The sequence below is a fragment of the Hoeflea marina genome (assembly GCF_003182275.1).
Classification (GTDB): domain Bacteria; phylum Pseudomonadota; class Alphaproteobacteria; order Rhizobiales; family Rhizobiaceae; genus Hoeflea; species Hoeflea marina.
The window spans coordinates 100,545-117,601 of sequence record NZ_QGTR01000003.1; the positions used below are offsets into that span (position 1 = coordinate 100,545).

Consider the following 17,057-nt stretch of genomic DNA (forward strand, 5'->3'; position numbering starts at 1 on the left):
GGAGGATCCGCCGGTTCGGCTGCCGGCCACGAGTGCGCATGGTCAGGGACATTTCACGCCGCATCCAGCGGGGACCGTGGACCTCCGCGCCGAAGCCGAATTCTTCGCCCGCTGCGGAATCGGCAAGCCCGACGTCAAGGCCGCGTGGGCGGACGCGGTCAGGAACGCCACCAGCATCGAGCGCGAGCTGATCGCGGCGCGGCGACTGGACCCCGACATCTATTACCGCTTCCTCGCCCAGCACCTGGGCCTGACATTCGCCGACCGCATCGACCCGACACAGATGATTCGTCCGGAGCGCGACGAGATCCCGCTGCGGCGGCCCGGACCGGTGAAGATCCGGTTGCATGACCGGGTCCTGACCGTTCTGGCGCCGGAGGCCCGCGATCTGCCGCGATGGCGACACCGCCTCGCCCGCGACCCCGGACTCCGCGAGGCGCTGGTTGTGGCCGCGCCGCAGACAATTCGAGACGCTGCCTGGGCCGCCGGCGCATCCGAGCGGGTGCGGGCCACGACGCGGTCGCTGGCCGAAACCGCGGCCGCATCGAGCGCTCGCCAGGTGCTGACCGGCCGGCAGGGATTTGCCTTCGGCTGCCTGCTGGGGGTCATGGTCTGGCTCGCGGTCACCTGGCCGGCCCTGACGCTGGACGGAGTTCATCTCACCTTTTCGAGCCTGTTTTTCGGCAACATCCTGTTGCGACTTGCCGCCGCGTCCGGCCGTCGATCCCCCTGTCGGTGCCGTCGGCGAACGTCCCGGAACCGGACTGCCGGTCTATACAATCCTGGTCGCCCTGCGCGATGAGGCGGCGATGGCGAGCCAGCTGGTTGCGGCCATGGCGCGGCTTCACTGGCCCAGGAGCCTGCTCGACATCAAGTTCATCTGCGAGGCCGGGGACAGCGCCACGATCGCCGCGCTTGCAGCCTGCAGACCGGGCGCGGAATGCGAGGTGGTCATCGTGCCGCCGCTCCACCCGATGACGAAACCGAAGGCGCTGCAATATGCACTGCAGGGCGCGCGTGGCTCCCTCGTGGCCGTCTACGACGCCGAAGACGTACCCCATCCGGCACAGTTGCTGGAAGCGCATGCGGCCTTCGCGCTCGGCGGTGGACGCCTGGCATGCGTCCAGGCGCCGCTGGCGATCGCCAACAGCGGCCGGAACTGGATCACGACGCTCTTCGCGCTCGAATATGCCGGCCTGTTCCGGATGCTGATCCCGTTTCTTGACCGCCACAATCTGCCGATCCTGCTTGGCGGCACCTCGAACCATTTCCGGCGCGAGGCCCTGATCGAGGTGGGCGGCTGGGATCCCTACAATGTCACGGAGGACGCGGACCTCGGCATGCGGCTTTATCGTCGCGGCTTCCGGACCAAGGCGATCTGGCGCGCGACGGTGGAAAGTGCGCCGCAGACGCTGGCGGTGTGGATCCGCCAGCGCAGCCGATGGTACAAAGGCTGGACGCAGACATGGCTGGTGCTGATGCGCCAGCCGATCAGACTTGCCCGGGAACTGGGGCCGGTCGGCTTCATCACGTTCCAGTTGCTGCTCGCCGGCATGCTGGTCTCGGCGGCCATACATCCGATGCTGGCGCTGTTCCTGCTGGCCAGCCTCTATCTGTCATGGCAGGGTGCAGTGCCTCCGGGCTGGGACCTGCATGCCGGCTTGTTCGCGATCGACCTGTTCAATGTCACGGCAAGCTATCTGGTCTTCCTCTGCCTCGGATGGCGGGGCATGGCGCCGGCCGAGAAGGCGCGCATCCCGATACGCGGGATCTTCCTGCTGCCTGCCTACTGGATCGCCATGTCGGTGGCGGCATGGCGCGCGGTCATCCAGTTGCCCTTCAAACCGCACCTCTGGGAGAAGACGCCGCACCCGGCCCAGGGACGCAGACGGCCACCCCATCCGGCGCCCTGAAGATCAGGTCCAGGCCGAATGAGCCGCACGCCATCGTCGGAGGCCGGCTGAAACAGGCAGCCTGAACTGATATTCCTGTTGACCCGGGCCATTCAGTTGGCATTGTGCGCAGATTGAACTCTGTTGGAGTATCCCATGACGGTCCCCCCATCCCGAAACGGCGTGACGCACTCGACACGCCTTGCCCTGTCGCCACAGTCGACGCTCCAGCCGCTCGGCGACACCGAAGGCGGCGTGGTGCTCAAGCTGGATTCGGGAGAGCTGTTCACCGTCAATGACACGTCCCTGGCATTCCTGCAGGAGCTTGATGGCACGGCCAAGATCGACGATGTCGCCGGGCGGCTTGCCGAGATCTTCGACGTCGATGCGGCGACCCTGACCAGCGACCTTATCGAGATTGCGGACGATCTGATTGATGAATCTCTAATATACATTGTCTGATGTCTCCGTTTGCACCCATCGGCCTGCCCTTCCCCTGGGAGCTATGGATTGCCGCCAGGCTGTTGCCGCTCTTTGTCCGGAACAGGCCACTGCACGACATCCTGAAGCTCGCCAATCCGACCGGGTCATCGCCGGGCCGTGACCCCATGCCCGCGGATGCCATCGTTCGGGCTGTCAAGAGGGCTGCGGCGCGGCCGTGGCTGATGCGCCACCGCCGCTGCCTCAGGGAGGGTCTGCTGGGGTTCCATTACCTCTCGCGGGAAGGCTATCGGCCACTGCTGCATTTCGGCATCATCCCGGAAAGCCTGGCCAGCGCGCGACCGAAGGCCCATTGCTGGATCAGCCTCGACGGAACCATCATCCTCAACCCGCCGGAAGTCCCGATGCTCGATCTTTTCACCTACGACGGCAGCCGTTCGGCGCCCGCCACCCGGGCGCATGGAAGACTGGAACCGATGAATGGCTGACCCGGTGCTGTGTCTCAATTTCTTCGGCGCCCGATTGAGCGTGGCGGCCGATTCGCCAAGATGGCTCGACCGGATGCGGCAGGCCTTTGCGGCCTTCGTCGGCGACGAACCGCGACCGGGCGATTTTTTCCTCACCATCTCGGACTCTGCCGGCCAGGGCGAACCGCCGGATCTGGCCCTGACATGGGAGGGAATCCTGCCCGACGGGCGTCCGGGCAGGGTCTGGGAATCAGCCTTCACGGCCGTTCTGGCCGTGGAGGAGTCTGTCGTGGTCAAGATCGAGCACACCGAAGGGTCGGCGACCGCCCATGTCATGGCCGGAGGCGACGCCGCGCTGTTCAGTTCGGCCCTGATGTTCATCCTGGACGCGGCGCTTCTGGCGGCCGGACAGCAGCTCGTGCACGGCGCCTGCCTGGTGGACCAGCGTTCGCAGCGCGCGGCGCTGATCTGCGTTCCCTCCGGCGGCGGCAAGACGACCACCTCGATGGCGATGGCGCGCGACGGGTTCTCGCTGATGACCGACGACGCCAGCGTGCTGATCCCGAACGCCGGGAGGCCGCTGGTCTGGGGACTGCCGCGACCGCTGAAGGTGCACCGCTATACGGCGGACCTGCTGTCCTGGATCGGGCCGCTGCCCGACACGTGGGATGAGAACGGCGAGCAGGGGATCCCGCTGGCCAGGATCGCCGACCGGATCAGCGTTATGGCGCCGCAACCGGTCGAACTCGGTGCCGTCTTTCTGCTCGGGCCGCGCTCTTCCGGCGATCATGCGGTGACGCGATTGCCGAAGCCCGAGATGCTGATTGCCATTGCGCATGACAATGTCGCCTTTCGAGCTGCCGGCATGACGCCGCGAGCCCTGCGGCGGTTCGGGGAGCTTGGCGGCATGGTCGCCGACGTACCAACCTTCCAGATTTCCGCCGGGCGCGAGCTGGCCTCGCTGCCGGCGATGGTCGCGGCGGCGATGAACGAGGACGTCCTGGCGTCGCGGATCCCGTGAGCGAAAGCCGCATCAGCGGATGGCTGGCACGCCTCTCCGATCCCGGCGGCCTCAACCGCCGCTCCTCGCCGCCCGCCTTCGATGCCGGCGACGAGGCGCAGTGGCTGCGCTTGCTGGACGAGGCGGGAAGCCACAATGTCCGCCCCGCCGTGGTCCGGAATCTCGGCGTCGAATTGCGCGAGTCCCCCGGCTCCTTCATCCGGGGGACGGACGCGGAGACGGCAGGGCCCATCAGGGCCCTCATGGCCAGCGCCAACGACCTGCGGCTGCAGGATGTCTCGCGCGCGGTGCTGCTGGCCTCGGTGGCGCGGCAGATCCTGCAGGCAATCGACCGCGCCGGGCTGCCCGCGACCCTGGTCAAAGGCGTGGATTTCGCCGAGAAGGCCTATGGCGGCCTGCACATGCGCAGCTTCTCGGACATCGACCTGCTGGTCCGGCCGGAGGCCGAGGCGGATCTTGGCGAGGTTCTTCGGGCACTCGGGCTCGAGGCGCATGAGCCGCCGGGCAAACGCATCGACTACACCGAGCGGCAGTGGACCCGGTCACACCAGCATGGCGGCTTGCTGCTGGTCGAGGTCCACACCGACGTCGTCCACGCGCCCGAACTCCGTGCCCGCCAGACGCTGACCTATGATCTTTACGCCGATCCCGCGGCGGGCGGCATCACGCCTGCCGGCCGGATGGTGCTGGCGGGCCTGCATGGCGCAACGTCGCATCTCTTCGGCCGGCTGCAGTATGTGGTGGACGGCTTGATGATCGCGCGCATGGGCGTGGATGCGGACGAGCTTCGCGTCCGCGCGGAGCGGTCCGGCGCCTTGCTGCCCGTGGCCACGATGCTGCGCCTCGCCGCGGAACTCTATGGCTGCGGGTCGAGCCGCGGCCTGCTCGACGCGCTCGGACCGGTCGCCTGGGCAAGGCTGGAGCGCCGGCTGATCAGCGCACCCATGGTGATGTCTGCCAAGAGCGTGCATCGCTGGCGGCTGTTGCCGCAGCGCTATCTCTATCGCCGGCTGCTGAGGATGACAGGCCTGCCCTCCTGAAGCACCCTGCGAGATTCACGCATTCGGAGGTGGCCGCGCGTGCTGACAGCGCGGAGAGTGCGGCCGCAGCCTGCACCGGCGTCGGCCCGGCGCCTTCGGTCGACCCGGTCCCCTCTCCACGGGTGCCCGACCAACGTTCCCGTCATTCCGCGGCGGCCGCCCGAGCCGCCGTCGAAGGACAAGGGGCCGAGCGACACACCCCTCACCTTCAATTCCTGCCGCGTGGTTGCATCAGGACGCTGAACTGGCATCCTCTCATTTCTGCTGGTGGTCTACTTCACCGATGCGTGAATGCGCTCGCGAAGAATCCGCATACGGCATCGGCGGACCCCGGTCACGCAGGGACACATCATCACAGAGACGCGGCTTTGCGCGGCATGTTCCAAAGCACATCGCGTGAACTCAGATTCACGTGATGTGCTTTCGCTCTTTGATTTTGCATGTCGTGGTCCCGAAACCGCTGCACAGTTTCGGGCGAGATGCATTAGCGCCTGGGCATCCCCGCCGGCCTGAGATGGCGGCGAAGGGCTGCAATGCGAAAGATCGCATTGGGGGCGCCATAGCCGCGATAGCCGCGACGCTCGACAATCTCGAAGAACAGTCCCTCGCCGAATGTCGGGCTGTAGAGCTGGAAATACTCTCCATGCTCGTCCCGGTCATAGAGGATGTTGCGCGACTTGAGCCGCTCGGTGAGTTCGGGGTCGAGACCGAAGCGGGCTTCGACATCGTCGTAATAGTTCGGCGTTATCGCCAGCGTCACGAAGCCGTTGCGGCGCAACGCGTCGGCGGTGGCGAAGATGTCGCCGGTGGAAAACGCCAGATGCTGGATGCCCGATCCGGAGGTTTCGGTGATGAAATGGCCCGCCAGCGTGTTGCGGTTCTCGGCCCCGTTCATGGTCACCCGCAGGGTGCCTTCGGCGTTCTCGACGACCTGGCTGCGCACGAGTCCGGCCGGATCGACGATGTCGACCATTGGCGTCTTGTGGGCCGCGAGCGTCGAGGTGTAGAACAGCAGCCAAGTGAGCATCTCGTCATATTTGACCGTCTGAGCGACATGATCGATGGCGATCAGGCCCGCCGGGGCGGTGTCGGCAACGGCTGCATGCGGAATGAATTCCACGTCCCAGATGCGGGCGAGCCCGGCGGTGTCGTCGAGAAAATAGATCACGCCGCCGCCGACGCCGCGGATGGCCGGCATGGTGATCTCGTCCGGACCCACCGCCTGCTCGAAGCACTCGGCGCCCAGCGCCAGTGCGCGCTCGAACGCCGCCCTGGCATCGTCCACCTTCAAGCCCAGCGCATAGGCGGTGGCGCCGTGGACCAGATATGAGGAAGCGGCAAATCCCTTGTCCTCTGTGTTGAGCACCAGCCTGATGCCGCCCTGGCGATAGAGCGTCACGCGCTTGGACCTGTGCTCGGCAGCCCGCTCGAAACCCATGGCGGAAAACAGCGCCGCCAGTTGCCCGCCTTCTTCCTCGTCGGCGGAAAACTCGATGAAGGCGACGCTCTCCACCCGGGCGCGGTCCGGCATGGCCGGAACCTGGATGGCGATGTCGGGCTCCAGCCGGGAGACCCGATCCATCAGATAGACGAGCGAGCGGTGACCATCGACCGATATGGCCGAAGGCGAACCGCCGCGGAACTGGTCATTGAAGATCTCCAGCGACAGGTAGCCGTCATAGCCCGTGGCCGCCACTGCGCGCATGAAATCGATCACAGCCAGATCACCCTCGCCGGGCATGTTGCGGAAATGCCGGCTCCAGTAGAGCAGGTCCATCTCGATCTGCGGCGCGTCCGCCAGCTGGACGATGAAGATCTTGTCGCCGGGTATCGAGCGGATCGAATTGACGTCGATCCTGCGGGCGAGCGTGTGGAAGCTGTCCAGGATCAAACCGATATTGGCGTGGTCGGCGCGGCGGACGACCTCCCAGGCGTCGCGATGATCATGAATGTGGCGGCCCCAGGCTAGCGCCTCGTAGCCGACCCTGAGGTTCCGCCTTGCCGCGCGCTCGCCCAGTTCCAGGAAGTCCGCCGCGATTCTGTCGATGCCGCCGAGCGCCACCGGCGAGACATTCGAGCAGATCAGCATCAGGTCGGTGCCCAGCTCCTGCATGAGGTCGAACTTGCGCTCGGCGCGGTCGAAATTGCGGCCGCGCAGCGGCTCCGGCATGCCCTCGAAATCGCGGAACGGCTGGAACAACGTGACCTCAAGCCCGTGATCGCGCACCATCCGGCCGACCTCGGCCGGCGAGCCATCGAAGGCGAGAAAGTCGTTCTCGAAGATCTCCACGCCGGCAAAGCCCGCCGCGGCGATGGCCGCCAGCTTCTGCTCGAGATCGCCGCTGATCGATACCGTGGCTATGGACGTCTTCATGGCTGATGCCTTTCGTGGACGAGATCGACGGCCAGACCGGTCTGACTGCTCTCCTGGATGGCGGCCATCACCCGGAGCGCCTCCCAGCCTTCGCGCACGGGGACCAGAGGCTCGGCCCGGCCAAGCGCCACCTCGCAGAAATGACGCATCTGCAAGGCCAGCGGATCACCGGCGTCGCAGAGCAGCTGCCGCCTCGAGATCGACGTCCACCAGTCGTTGCGGCCCTCGTCATGCCAGAGGCCGAGGTCGGGGATCGACAGCGAGGCCGCGGTGCCGCCGATCATCATGCTGCAGGCGTCCGTCCGCGGATAGGCGGGGTTCTCGCCTGCCGTCAGTTCCCAGCTCCAGGGCGCGACGATGGCGTCGGAGAGCGTCAGGGTGCCGATCGCGCCGCTCTGAAACCGCAGCAGGACGGCAGCGCTGTCCTCGACCGCCAATCCCCGCGCCGCATTCGAGGCGATCGCCTGCACGGAGGCGATGTCGCCGCAAAGCGCACGCAGCAGGTCGATCTCATGGATCGCATTGATCATGATCGGCCCGGCCCCCGGCTCGCGCCGCCAGGCGGTGGCGAAATAGCCCTCCGGCTTGCAGAACCAGACGGTGACATGGGCGGCAATGATCCGGCCGAGCGCGCCTCCGGCAATCTCCCGGCAGGCGGCGATGATGCGCGGATTGTGGCGGCGGTGATGGCCAACCAGAACCGGCACGGCGCTGCGTTCCGAGGCCAGCACCAGCCGTTCGGCCGCAGCGGGCGTGTGGCCCACCGGCTTTTCCACCAGCGCCGCCACGCCGGCGGCCATGCAGTCGAGAGCGTTGTCGACATGATCGGGCGTCGGCGTCGCAATCACCACGCCATCCGGCCGGTCGGCGGCGAGCAGGTCTGCGAGCGAGGCAAACCATGGCGTGCCGAGGCTCTCGGCCAGGTCACGCGCCTCTGCCGCCGGATCCACGATGGCTGCGAGCCGCGCCTCGCGCATGACATGCTCCACATGCCGGCGGCCTATCAGGCCGGCCCCGAGAACGGCCAGTCGTGCTGTCGATTGCATCAGGTCTCCGTCATCTGCAACAGGTCAGGATTGCCGGCCATCGCGGGAAGCCCGCGCCTGCCCGGCGGCTCAGGCTGATTCGCCCTCCGGTCCGCGCTTGCGCCGCCAGCCTGTGAGCCGCGGCCAGAGCGGCGTCTGCGAGAGCAGCATCAGCAGGAAACTGAGGGTCAGCACAAAGGTGATCGGATGGGAAACAAAGTCCCAGGCGAATGTTCCGATGTCGTTTCGTGCGCCGATCATGGCGCGGCGGTAGTTGGCGTCCATCATCGGGCCAAGAATGACCCCGAGGATGACCGGCCCGACCTGGAAGCCGTAGGTCTTGAGGAAATAGCCGAGCACGCCGAAGCCGAGCATCCAGTAGATATGGGCCGGATTGTTCTGGATCGCGTAGGTTCCCACCGCCGAGAGCACGATGATGAGGGGGATCAAGATCGCCTTCGGACATTCGACAATGCGGGTAAATATCTTGATACCGGTCAAGCCGAAGATCAGCAGGAAGACGTTGGCGAGCGTCAGATTGCCGACGGTGAACCAGAACAGGTGCGGCGTTTCCACCAGCATCAGCGGTCCCGGCTTGAGGCCGTGGATGAAGAGAGCGCCGATGATCACCGCCGTGACAGCGTCCCCCGGGATGCCCAGGGTCAGCATCGGAATGAAGGCGCCGCCCACAGCTGCGTTGTTGGCCGCCTCCGGCGCAATCAGGCCTTCCTTGCAGCCCTGCCCGAACGGAACCTCCGGCTTCTTGGTGGTGCGTTTGGCAAAGTCATAGGCAAGCAGGGCGGCGATATCGCCGCCCGTTCCGGGAAGAGCGCCGATGATGGTTCCGATCCCCGAAGAGCGCATCGCCAGGCCGAAGTATCGCTTCACATCGGAGAATTTCGGGATGATCCGGTCGATCTTCTGCTTGATCGCCGGCAGGTCGAGATTGTGCAACTGGGCGAACGCCTCGCCAACGCCGAAGAATCCGATCATCGCCGCAACATAGGGAATGCCGCCCATCAGCGTGACGGAATCGTAGGTGAAGCGGCCTTCCGCTGTCATCGGATCGAGGCCGACCATGCCGATCAGCACCCCGAGGGCGCCGGCGAAAGCTCCCTTCGCAAAGCTCTCGCCCGACAGCGTACCGACGAGCAGAATGCCGATCAGACCGAGCAGCAGATAGTCGCGCGAGTTGAACATCAACGCGAAGCCGGAGATCATCGGCGCAAACAATGCCAGCGCCAGAATGCCCACGAAACCGCCAAACACGGACATCACCGTGGTCAGGCCGATGGCCTCGCCGGCCTCGCCGCGCTGGGCCATCGGGTAGCCTTCGATGGCAGTGGCAATGGCGCTCGGCGCGCCGGGAATGTTGAGAAGAATCGCGGTGCGGGAGCCGCCATAGACGCCGCCCGTGAACACGCCGGCAATCAGCGCCAAGGCATCATTGACATCCCACTTAAAGGTGAACGAGATCAGGATCGAGGTCGCCATGGTCACCGAGAGGCCGGGAATGGCGCCAACATAAATGCCCGCAAGCGTTCCGATGCCGGTCAGAAAGAGCAGCCACGGATCAATCCAGGACAGACCGAAATTGCCGATGATCTCCACCATCTCAGGACCATCCCCGCATCAGCGTACCCGCAGGAAGAACCACCTGGAAGACGACCCTGAACACAAGGTAGACCGCGAGCAGCGACACTGCGGTCAGCGCGGTGGTCATCAGCAGGCTACGGCGCCATAGAAACAGAATGGACAAAAAGAGGAAGATCGCCGAGCTGATCAGAAAGCCCACCCAAGGCATCGCCGCGAGATACAGTGCCACCAAGCCGATCATGCCGCTGAGCCGGAGCGGCACGATATCTGCGACAAAGCCATGCAGTGGCGAACGTCCGCCCGCAACCGGACGGCTGCGCACCACGTCGCGCAGGATGGCCAATCCAGAGACCAGCATCGTGCCGGTCGCAAGCATCGGGAAGATCCCCGGCGTGGAGAGGCCGGAGAATCCGGAGATCGCGAAGGCCTGCCAAAGCAAAATGGCGCTGAACACCACGAGCGCAATGGCAAAAACAAGTTCTCCTGGCCGGCGTGACTGTCTGGTCTGCATGCACTTTCTCCCGAAAGCAACGGATGCGCAGCGAGATGCCCCGGCGCTTGCGCCCGGGGCATCCTGTCGCAATCAGGGGCGCGCGATGCCCAGCGAGTCCGGGCTGACCTTCGCCGCACCGCTGTCCTGCAGCGCCCAGGCGGTGACCTGCTGCCACTTCTTGAGGAAGGCGGCCGCCTCGTCGCCGGAAATGTTCATGATCACATTCCCCTTGTTGGCCATCAGCGTCACGAATTCGGAGCTCTTTGCGCCTACACCAAAGGCTGCAACCAGCTTGGCCTTGACGTCGTCGGGCACGTCGGACTTGACGAAGACACCATAGAACGGCCCCCAGGGCAGGAATTTGGCCATCTCCGGGATGGCGTCGGTGATCGGCACCACATCCGGCATCGATTCGACCGCTTCGCCATTGACCACGGCGAGCGCCCGCATGGTGCCGGCCTTGATCTGCTCGGCCGCCGCGGAAATTCCTGCCGGCATGAAGTCAACCTCGTTGCCGAGCATCGCCGTCAGGCCGGGGCCTTCCCCATCAAAGGGAATGGCGGTGACGTCGAAATCGACCGAGTTCTTGATCAGCGCCGCCACCGTGCTTGGCAGTCCACCCGGACCGGTGGAGCCCATCTTGACCATCGCGGGATTGGCCTTGATGTCGGCAAGCAGCTCCTGCATGGTCTGGTACTTCGAGCCGGACGGAACGACGATGACTGCCACACCACGGCCCAAGATGTTGACGGGGTAGAAGCCCGAATAATCCAACTTTGACACGCCCATGATGGGGTGCAGCTGCGGGTTTTCGGCTCCGTAAAGGAAAGTGTAGCCATCGGACGGCGCCGCAGCGACGAAGGCGGTGGAAATGGCGCCGGCGCCACCGGATTTATTGAGCACCACGATCGGCTTGCCGAGCGCCTGCTCGACGGCAGGGTTGACGGCGCGGGCGACCGTGTCCGTGGCGCCGCCGGCGCCCCACATGACAACGCCCAGGACCTCGCGTTCCGGATAGTCGGCGGCTTGCGCAACGGCAGCCATCATCGACAGAGCGGCAGCCGCTCCCAGCAGTTTGCGTAGCATTGAATTCCTCCCAAAAACGCCGCAGGGCGAGCTGTCGCCGGCGGCTCTCTCCTCAAACAAGTCCCATTGGCCGGCACCTCCCGCGCCTGCCGACGGTGGTCATGGTGGACGGTTTCAACCGTCTGCGCAATTACCAATATGCTCATGGATCATACCATTCCGATATGGCACGGAAGGGGACTTCACTGCGCTTTCAGGCGTTCGATGCCTGCATGGCATCGCGCAGCGCCACGATGAAGTGATCCTCGAAGCCCGAGAGCTCAACATCCCTGCGGATCGCGACGTAGGTCTCGAAATCGGTCTTTTCCTCGATGGGAATGACAGCGATATGACCATCGTCCGCGCCGAGATCTGCGACCGTGAAGCTGTCGAGCACCGCGATGCCGAGATCCTGCCGCACCAGGCCGATGACCGTGGACCCGAAGCGGGCCCGGATGTTGATGTCATACTGGATCTGCGTGGCGTCGAAGATCGAGGCCATGATGGCGCCATAGGGATCCTTCGGATCGATTCCGATCAGCGGATAGTCCGCCATCTCGCGCGCCGAGACCGAAACCCGGCCCGCCAGGGGATGGCCGCGCGCGGCGATGCAGACAAGCCTGCCGCTGGCCAGCGGCCGGAATTCGATCGCCGGGTGGTCGAAGCGGTGGCTCATGCAGACCAGTTCGCCCTTGCGCAGCATCAGGTAATCGGGGGCCTCCTCGATCTTGAGCAGCTCGATGTTGAGGCGTATGTCGGGAAACCGCTGCTTGAACCGGATGATCGCGCGCGGGATCATCGCATGGGCGATGCTGGGGACCGAACCGATGGAGAGCTCGACGTCGCGGCCGCGGCGCAACTGGTTGACGGCATAGTCGAGGTCGCCGAGCTTCTTGTGCACGGCATGCAGTTGCACGAAGACATCGGCCGCTTCCGGCGCGGGCACGAAGCGGCCGTTCTCGCGGTTGAACAGGCTGATGCCGAGCTGGCTCTCGACATGCTTGATGGTGCGGCTGACACCCGGCTGGGCGACATGGAGAATGCGCGCCGCGCCGCCGATGGATCCCGCGACCATGACGGCCCGGATCGCCTCGATCTGGTGAAGCGTGAGTGACTTGTCCGAAGCCATGCGTCCCCTCTCCGCCGCCTGATCGCTGTCGCGGCGCCCGGTATCGCGGCCACTTCTAGCGCGAGTCCCGCGCATGGCGAAATGATTCATTGCCGGCGCTTCCGGCGCGTCGTGCATCCCGAGATGCGGCGACAATCGACGGCGCCGACCTTGATGCGGGCTCTGCCGGCTCGGCAAACGGGGGTTCGGGCCCGGCCATCTCCCGGAGGCCGGTGATGCACCCCGGCCCAGTTGTGCGCATAACCCGACCACGCCGCGGCGCCGGGGACTGCTCCGGGCCGGACCGCGTTTCGACTTCCAAATCGAACGACGCTGGCTTACGGTCAAACCGGGAGATCCTCCAAGGGCGACATTGCGAATGATTTCGGCCAAGCCGGTCCTAGGCGAACTCAACTGGAACCTGTTCCGCACCTTCTGCGCCATCGCCGAGGAAGGCGGAATCACCCGCGCGGCAAGGCGGCTCAACATGAGCCAGCCCTCGATCAGCCAGGCACTCCAGCGGCTGGAGGACCAATTGGGCTGCCAGCTCGTGTTCCGCGACAGCCGCCGCTTTTCGCTGACCGCCCGGGGCGAACGCATCTACCAGGAGTGCAGCGAGATCTTCCGCTGCGTCGACCGGATTTCGATCCTCACCGAAGACCGCAACGATGAGGAGTTCGGCGAGGTCAGCCTGCAGATCGTCAGCAATCTGGTTTCGCCGCTCATCAACGAGGCGCTGCGGCTCTATCACCTCAGACATCCATCGATCACCTGGAACATCGAGGTTCAAAACAGCCTGGAGACGGTCCGGCGCATCGCCCAGGAGAAATCCGGCATCGGCATCTGCCTGTTGGCCAAACCGGTGTTCAATCTCGACTGCAGGCTGCTGTTTCGCGAGGAGTTCAGCGTCTTCTGCGGGGCCGAGCACCCGTTCTTCGGCCGCACCCAGATCACCACCCGGGAACTGCGCCAGGAGCCGTTCGTCGCTTTCACCTGCGCCACGGAGGGTATGGGCCTGGAACCGATGGCCGTGCTGAGCGAGAGCGTCGGGCTCGGCAACCGCGTCAGCGGCCGCAGCCCAAATCTCGAGGAGGTCCGGCGCATGATCGTCGCAGGGTTGGGCATCGGCATATTGCCGCTGATGGCAGTGACCGACGAGCTGGAACGGGGCCTGCTGTGGCGGCTGGAAGTCAGCGACCATCCCATCGGTTCGGATGTGTTTCTGGTCAGCAACCCGCAAGGCAGCCTGACTGTCCCGGAGCAGAACTTCATCACCGTGATGAGCGAGCTGCAGGCGCTCTACCCCGACATGCACTGACAACGGACAGGCCTGCTGTCGAGACGGAGACAGCACGGCCTGAGGCCGCGGGGGGCCTCTCGTGGAGAGAAACCCCAGTCGGGCCGCATCCGGGCAGTTTCCCCGCATGGTGGATCTCGGGTCGGCAAGCCAATGCGACAAACCAGTGGAGCGCTAGCGGTCCGCGCGCGCCACAACCGCATGCAACAGCACGTTGACGCCGGCCAGAAAGTCGTCCGGCTCGCAGCTTTCCTCATTGTTGTGGGTGATGCCGCCCTTGCACGGCGTGAAGATCATCGCCGTCGGGCAATGGGTGGCCAGGAAATAGGCGTCGTGGCCAGCCTGGGACTGGATGTCGCGCCACTTGAACCCCATGCGCCTGGCTTCCTCGCGGGTGCCGGCTACCATCTCTTCATCGAAGATATCGCCGCCCCAGAACCATTCGTCCTCTATGACGGCCTCACAACCGGCCTTGGCAGCACTCTCGAACAGAGCTCGCCGCATCTTTTCGGCCATGACCCGGGCTGTAGCGGGATCCGGATGGCGAACATCGCAGATCGCCTGCGCGCTGTCGGAAAGGATGCCCGGCTTGTTCGGCCAGGCCGCTAGCCGTGCCCCCGTCGCCTTGCCGTCGCCGACGGCGAAATCCCAGCCGATATCGTCCACCGCGGTCAGCCAGCGGGCACCGGCGACCAGCGCATTGTGACGAAGGTCCATCGGCGTCGGGCCGGTATGGGCGGTCTTGCCGTTGAACTGGACCCGCATGCCGTGGCTAGGATAGCCGGCGGTCACGATGCCCACCTGCTGCCTTTCCGAGTCGAGAATGGGGCCCTGCTCGATGTGCAATTCGTAATAGGCGTCGATCTCGCCCGCCTGGCAATTGGTGCGGCCATTGTAGCCGATGCGCTCGAGCTCATCGCCGAAGCGGGCGCCGTCGTCGCCGACCAGGTCCTTGACCCAGGCAGGGGCATACTTGCCGACATAGCACCCAGACGCCACCATCGGCGGCGAAAAGCGGGCGCCCTCCTCGTTCGTCCAGTCGACGATGACAATGGGGCGCCGCGTGGCGTGGCCGGCGTCATTGAGGACACGGACCACTTCCAGCCCGGCCAGAACGCCGGCGATTCCATCAAACCGACCGCCGTTGATCTGTGTGTCGAGATGGCTGCCGATCATGACGGGAGGCAGGTCATTCTGCGTGCCGTTGCGCCGGCCAAATATGTTGCCCAGTTCGTCGATGTCGACCTGGAGGCCTGCGTCGCGGCACCAGCCGACAAAGATGTCACGCATCGTCCGGTCGTCATCGCTCAGGGTGAGCCGCGACAGCCCGCCCGGCCGACCCTTGCCGACTTCGGCGGAGCGCTCGATCGTGGACCAGAAACGATCGATGTCGGCGCGGAGGTCAGGCGAAAATGTCATGGCGTCCTCAAGACGGTTGGCAAGGGTTCCGGTCATCAGATGGCCGGCAGAAAAGCGGTGATGATCTGCGGGAAGACCACCAGCAGCAGCAGGATTGCAATCATCACGCCCAGGAACGGGATCAGATAGCGGAACGTCGCGGCAAGCGGGATCTTGCCGGTCCTGCACGCGGCCATCAGATCGATGCCGAGCGGCGGGGTGTTGGCACCGATTGCCAGGTTGATGGTCAGCAACACGCCGAAATAGACCGGGTCGATTTCATAGCTTCGCAGAACCGGCATGAACACCGGCGCCAGGATCAGGATGATGGCGATCGATTCCATGAACGTCCCGAGCACCAGCACTGCCAGCATGATCAGCAGCAGCGCCATCATGGCGCTGTCGGTAGCGCCGGTGATGCCGTTGACGACGAGCTGCGGCACCTGTTCGACCGTCAGCACCCAGCCGAAGACCGACGCGGCGGCGATCACCAGCAGGATCGAGCCGGTCATCTCGGTGGTTTCCCGGAGCAGCGAAGCGATGCCCGACAGCGTCAGCTGGCGATAGACGAACAGACCGATGAACAGGGCATAGGCGACGCCGATGCCGGCCGCCTCCGTCGGCGTGAAGATTCCGAAACGAATGCCGCCGACAATGATCAGGGGCGCGACCAGGGCGAGGATCGAGTCTCCGAAGGCCGGCCTGAGCCGCGACCAGCTGAACGCTTCGCCACCCTTCCAGCCGTTCTTCCGGGAGATCCACCAGGCAACGACGATCAGGCCGATTCCCAGCAGAATGCCTGGGCCGATGGAGCCGATGAACAACTGCCCGATCGAGGTTCCGGTGGCCGTGCCGTAGACGATCAGCACGATGGACGGCGGTATCACCGTTCCGAGAGAGCCGGCACAGCCAAGGGCCGCGGCCGAGAACCCCGGCTCATAGCCGCGATCCTTCATGGCGGGCAGCATCATCGAGCCGATGGCGACCACGTCGGCGACGCCGGACCCGGACAGCGAGCCGAACATCATGCAGGCGATGATCATGACAATGGCGAGGCCGCCGGTGCGCTGGCCGACGACGGCGGCGCACAGCGCAATGATCCGCGGCGCCAGCCCGCCATGCACCATCAGCAGCCCGGCAAACAGGAACAGCGGAATGGCGAGCAAGGTGAAGCTGTCGATGCCGGCGACCATGCGTTGCGCCACGACGATGAGCGGGGCGGTATCGGCGATCAGCAGGTAGAATACAGAGGACAGCGCCAGCGCGATGGTGATCGGCGCGTCGATGAGGACGAGGGCGACAAAGCTCAACAGCAGGATGATGAGGCCGAGACTCATTTGCGCCATCCCCCGACAAACACCGCCACCAGCGAGAAGCAGGCCGTGACCGGCAGCGCCAGATAGACCAGTCCGACCGGCAGGCTCAGCACCGTGGTTTCGTGGGACCAGGTGGCCATGGTCAGGTTCCAGCCGGTGACCAGAAGCACGAGCAGGAAGGCGGCTGTGGCGATCATGGCGAGGAAGGCGATGGCATTGCGGAAGCGACCGGGTGCGACCAGCAGATCGGTTATGCCGGCGGACAGATGGCTGCGCCGGACGAAGCCGGAGATGGCGCCGATGAAGGTCACCCAGACCAGCAGCAGCCGCGGAAGTTCCTCCGACCAGCGGGGCGTGTAGGACAGCACGTAGCGGGCAAACACGACATAGACGATGATGGCGGAAAAAGCGGCAATGGCGGCGCCGCCGCAGGTGGCTGCCCAATAGTCCAGAGCATTGCCCAGACGGACGGATCGATCGGGCCTGTCTTCCATGGGAGCGTCCTTGTCGTTGAACGGGAGCGG

At 65.2% G+C, this 17,057-nt stretch carries 16 protein-coding genes; 7 read left to right on the forward strand and 9 right to left on the reverse strand.

Translation table 11 applies throughout. The annotated features are described in order from the left end of the window. The first annotated feature begins 76 nt into the window (after positions 1 to 76). The 6 genes from DFR52_RS11715 (at position 77) to DFR52_RS11740 (ending at position 4,861) form a co-directional block, all read left to right on the forward strand. Positions 77 to 802, forward strand: coding sequence for a hypothetical protein (locus DFR52_RS11715; RefSeq protein WP_110032174.1), 726 nt, complete (start codon positions 77 to 79; stop codon positions 800 to 802). Between the two features lie 7 nt (positions 803 to 809). Further along, on the forward strand, positions 810 to 1,913 hold the full coding sequence (locus tag DFR52_RS11720) for a glycosyltransferase family 2 protein (protein ID WP_110032175.1): 1,104 nt from the start codon (positions 810 to 812) through the stop codon (positions 1,911 to 1,913). A 135-nt stretch (positions 1,914 to 2,048) separates the two neighbouring features. Next, positions 2,049 to 2,354 (forward strand): PqqD family protein, encoded by a 306-nt coding sequence (locus DFR52_RS11725; RefSeq protein WP_110032176.1) that lies wholly within the window; start codon positions 2,049 to 2,051, stop codon positions 2,352 to 2,354. Further along, the gene (locus DFR52_RS11730) at positions 2,354 to 2,821 is read left to right on the forward strand and encodes a lasso peptide biosynthesis B2 protein (RefSeq protein ID WP_110032177.1); all 468 of its coding nucleotides are present in this window, start codon (positions 2,354 to 2,356) and stop codon (positions 2,819 to 2,821) included. The genes DFR52_RS11725 and DFR52_RS11730 overlap by 1 nt, the downstream gene beginning before the upstream one ends. After that, the gene (locus DFR52_RS11735) at positions 2,814 to 3,821 is read left to right on the forward strand and encodes a hypothetical protein (protein WP_110032178.1); all 1,008 of its coding nucleotides are present in this window, start codon (positions 2,814 to 2,816) and stop codon (positions 3,819 to 3,821) included. The genes DFR52_RS11730 and DFR52_RS11735 overlap by 8 nt, the downstream gene beginning before the upstream one ends. Beyond that, positions 3,818 to 4,861 carry a nucleotidyltransferase family protein gene (locus DFR52_RS11740; protein ID WP_110032179.1) on the forward strand — a complete coding sequence of 348 codons (1,044 nt, stop codon included), beginning with the start codon at positions 3,818 to 3,820 and terminating at the stop codon, positions 4,859 to 4,861. The genes DFR52_RS11735 and DFR52_RS11740 overlap by 4 nt, the downstream gene beginning before the upstream one ends. 484 nt (positions 4,862 to 5,345) lie before the next feature. Here DFR52_RS11740 and DFR52_RS11745 read toward each other — a convergent pair whose 3' ends face one another. From DFR52_RS11745 to DFR52_RS11770, 6 genes are all read right to left on the reverse strand, one after another. Next, on the reverse strand, positions 5,346 to 7,235 hold the full coding sequence (locus DFR52_RS11745) for a bifunctional sugar phosphate isomerase/epimerase/4-hydroxyphenylpyruvate dioxygenase family protein (RefSeq protein WP_110032180.1): 1,890 nt from the start codon (positions 7,233 to 7,235) through the stop codon (positions 5,346 to 5,348). Continuing rightward, entirely contained in the window at positions 7,232 to 8,281 is a 1,050-nt protein-coding gene (locus DFR52_RS11750; RefSeq protein WP_110032181.1) for a Gfo/Idh/MocA family protein, read from the reverse strand. The genes DFR52_RS11745 and DFR52_RS11750 overlap by 4 nt, the downstream gene beginning before the upstream one ends. Before the next feature lie 69 nt (positions 8,282 to 8,350). Beyond that, on the reverse strand, positions 8,351 to 9,874 hold the full coding sequence (locus DFR52_RS11755; RefSeq protein ID WP_110032182.1) for a tripartite tricarboxylate transporter permease: 1,524 nt from the start codon (positions 9,872 to 9,874) through the stop codon (positions 8,351 to 8,353). 1 nt (position 9,875) lies between these two features. Next, on the reverse strand, positions 9,876 to 10,367 hold the full coding sequence (locus DFR52_RS11760) for a tripartite tricarboxylate transporter TctB family protein (RefSeq protein WP_110032183.1): 492 nt from the start codon (positions 10,365 to 10,367) through the stop codon (positions 9,876 to 9,878). Between the two features lie 72 nt (positions 10,368 to 10,439). Next, entirely contained in the window at positions 10,440 to 11,435 is a 996-nt protein-coding gene (locus tag DFR52_RS11765) for a tripartite tricarboxylate transporter substrate binding protein (protein ID WP_110032184.1), read from the reverse strand. Positions 11,436 to 11,628: 193 nt separating this feature from the next. Then, on the reverse strand, positions 11,629 to 12,543 hold the full coding sequence (locus DFR52_RS11770) for a LysR substrate-binding domain-containing protein (protein ID WP_110032185.1): 915 nt from the start codon (positions 12,541 to 12,543) through the stop codon (positions 11,629 to 11,631). A 358-nt stretch (positions 12,544 to 12,901) separates the two neighbouring features. Here DFR52_RS11770 and DFR52_RS11775 point away from each other — a divergent pair, with 358 nt between their 5' ends. Beyond that, the gene (locus DFR52_RS11775) at positions 12,902 to 13,840 is read left to right on the forward strand and encodes a LysR family transcriptional regulator (protein WP_110032186.1); all 939 of its coding nucleotides are present in this window, start codon (positions 12,902 to 12,904) and stop codon (positions 13,838 to 13,840) included. A gap of 153 nt (positions 13,841 to 13,993) precedes the next feature. On the opposite strand, the gene DFR52_RS11780 is transcribed toward DFR52_RS11775, so the two are convergent. Genes DFR52_RS11780 through DFR52_RS11790 form a run of 3 tightly spaced genes read right to left on the reverse strand, consistent with a single transcriptional unit; the run spans position 13,994 to position 17,027 of the window. Continuing rightward, positions 13,994 to 15,274, reverse strand: a complete 1,281-nt coding sequence (locus tag DFR52_RS11780; RefSeq protein ID WP_245415315.1) for a Zn-dependent hydrolase — start codon at positions 15,272 to 15,274, stop codon at positions 13,994 to 13,996. After that, on the reverse strand, positions 15,274 to 16,554 hold the full coding sequence (locus tag DFR52_RS11785) for a TRAP transporter large permease (protein WP_110032187.1): 1,281 nt from the start codon (positions 16,552 to 16,554) through the stop codon (positions 15,274 to 15,276). The genes DFR52_RS11780 and DFR52_RS11785 overlap by 1 nt, the downstream gene beginning before the upstream one ends. Then, positions 16,551 to 17,027 carry a TRAP transporter small permease gene (locus tag DFR52_RS11790; protein WP_110032188.1) on the reverse strand — a complete coding sequence of 159 codons (477 nt, stop codon included), beginning with the start codon at positions 17,025 to 17,027 and terminating at the stop codon, positions 16,551 to 16,553. Before DFR52_RS11790 ends, DFR52_RS11785 begins: the two co-directional genes overlap by 4 nt. Positions 17,028 to 17,057 lie beyond the last annotated feature (30 nt).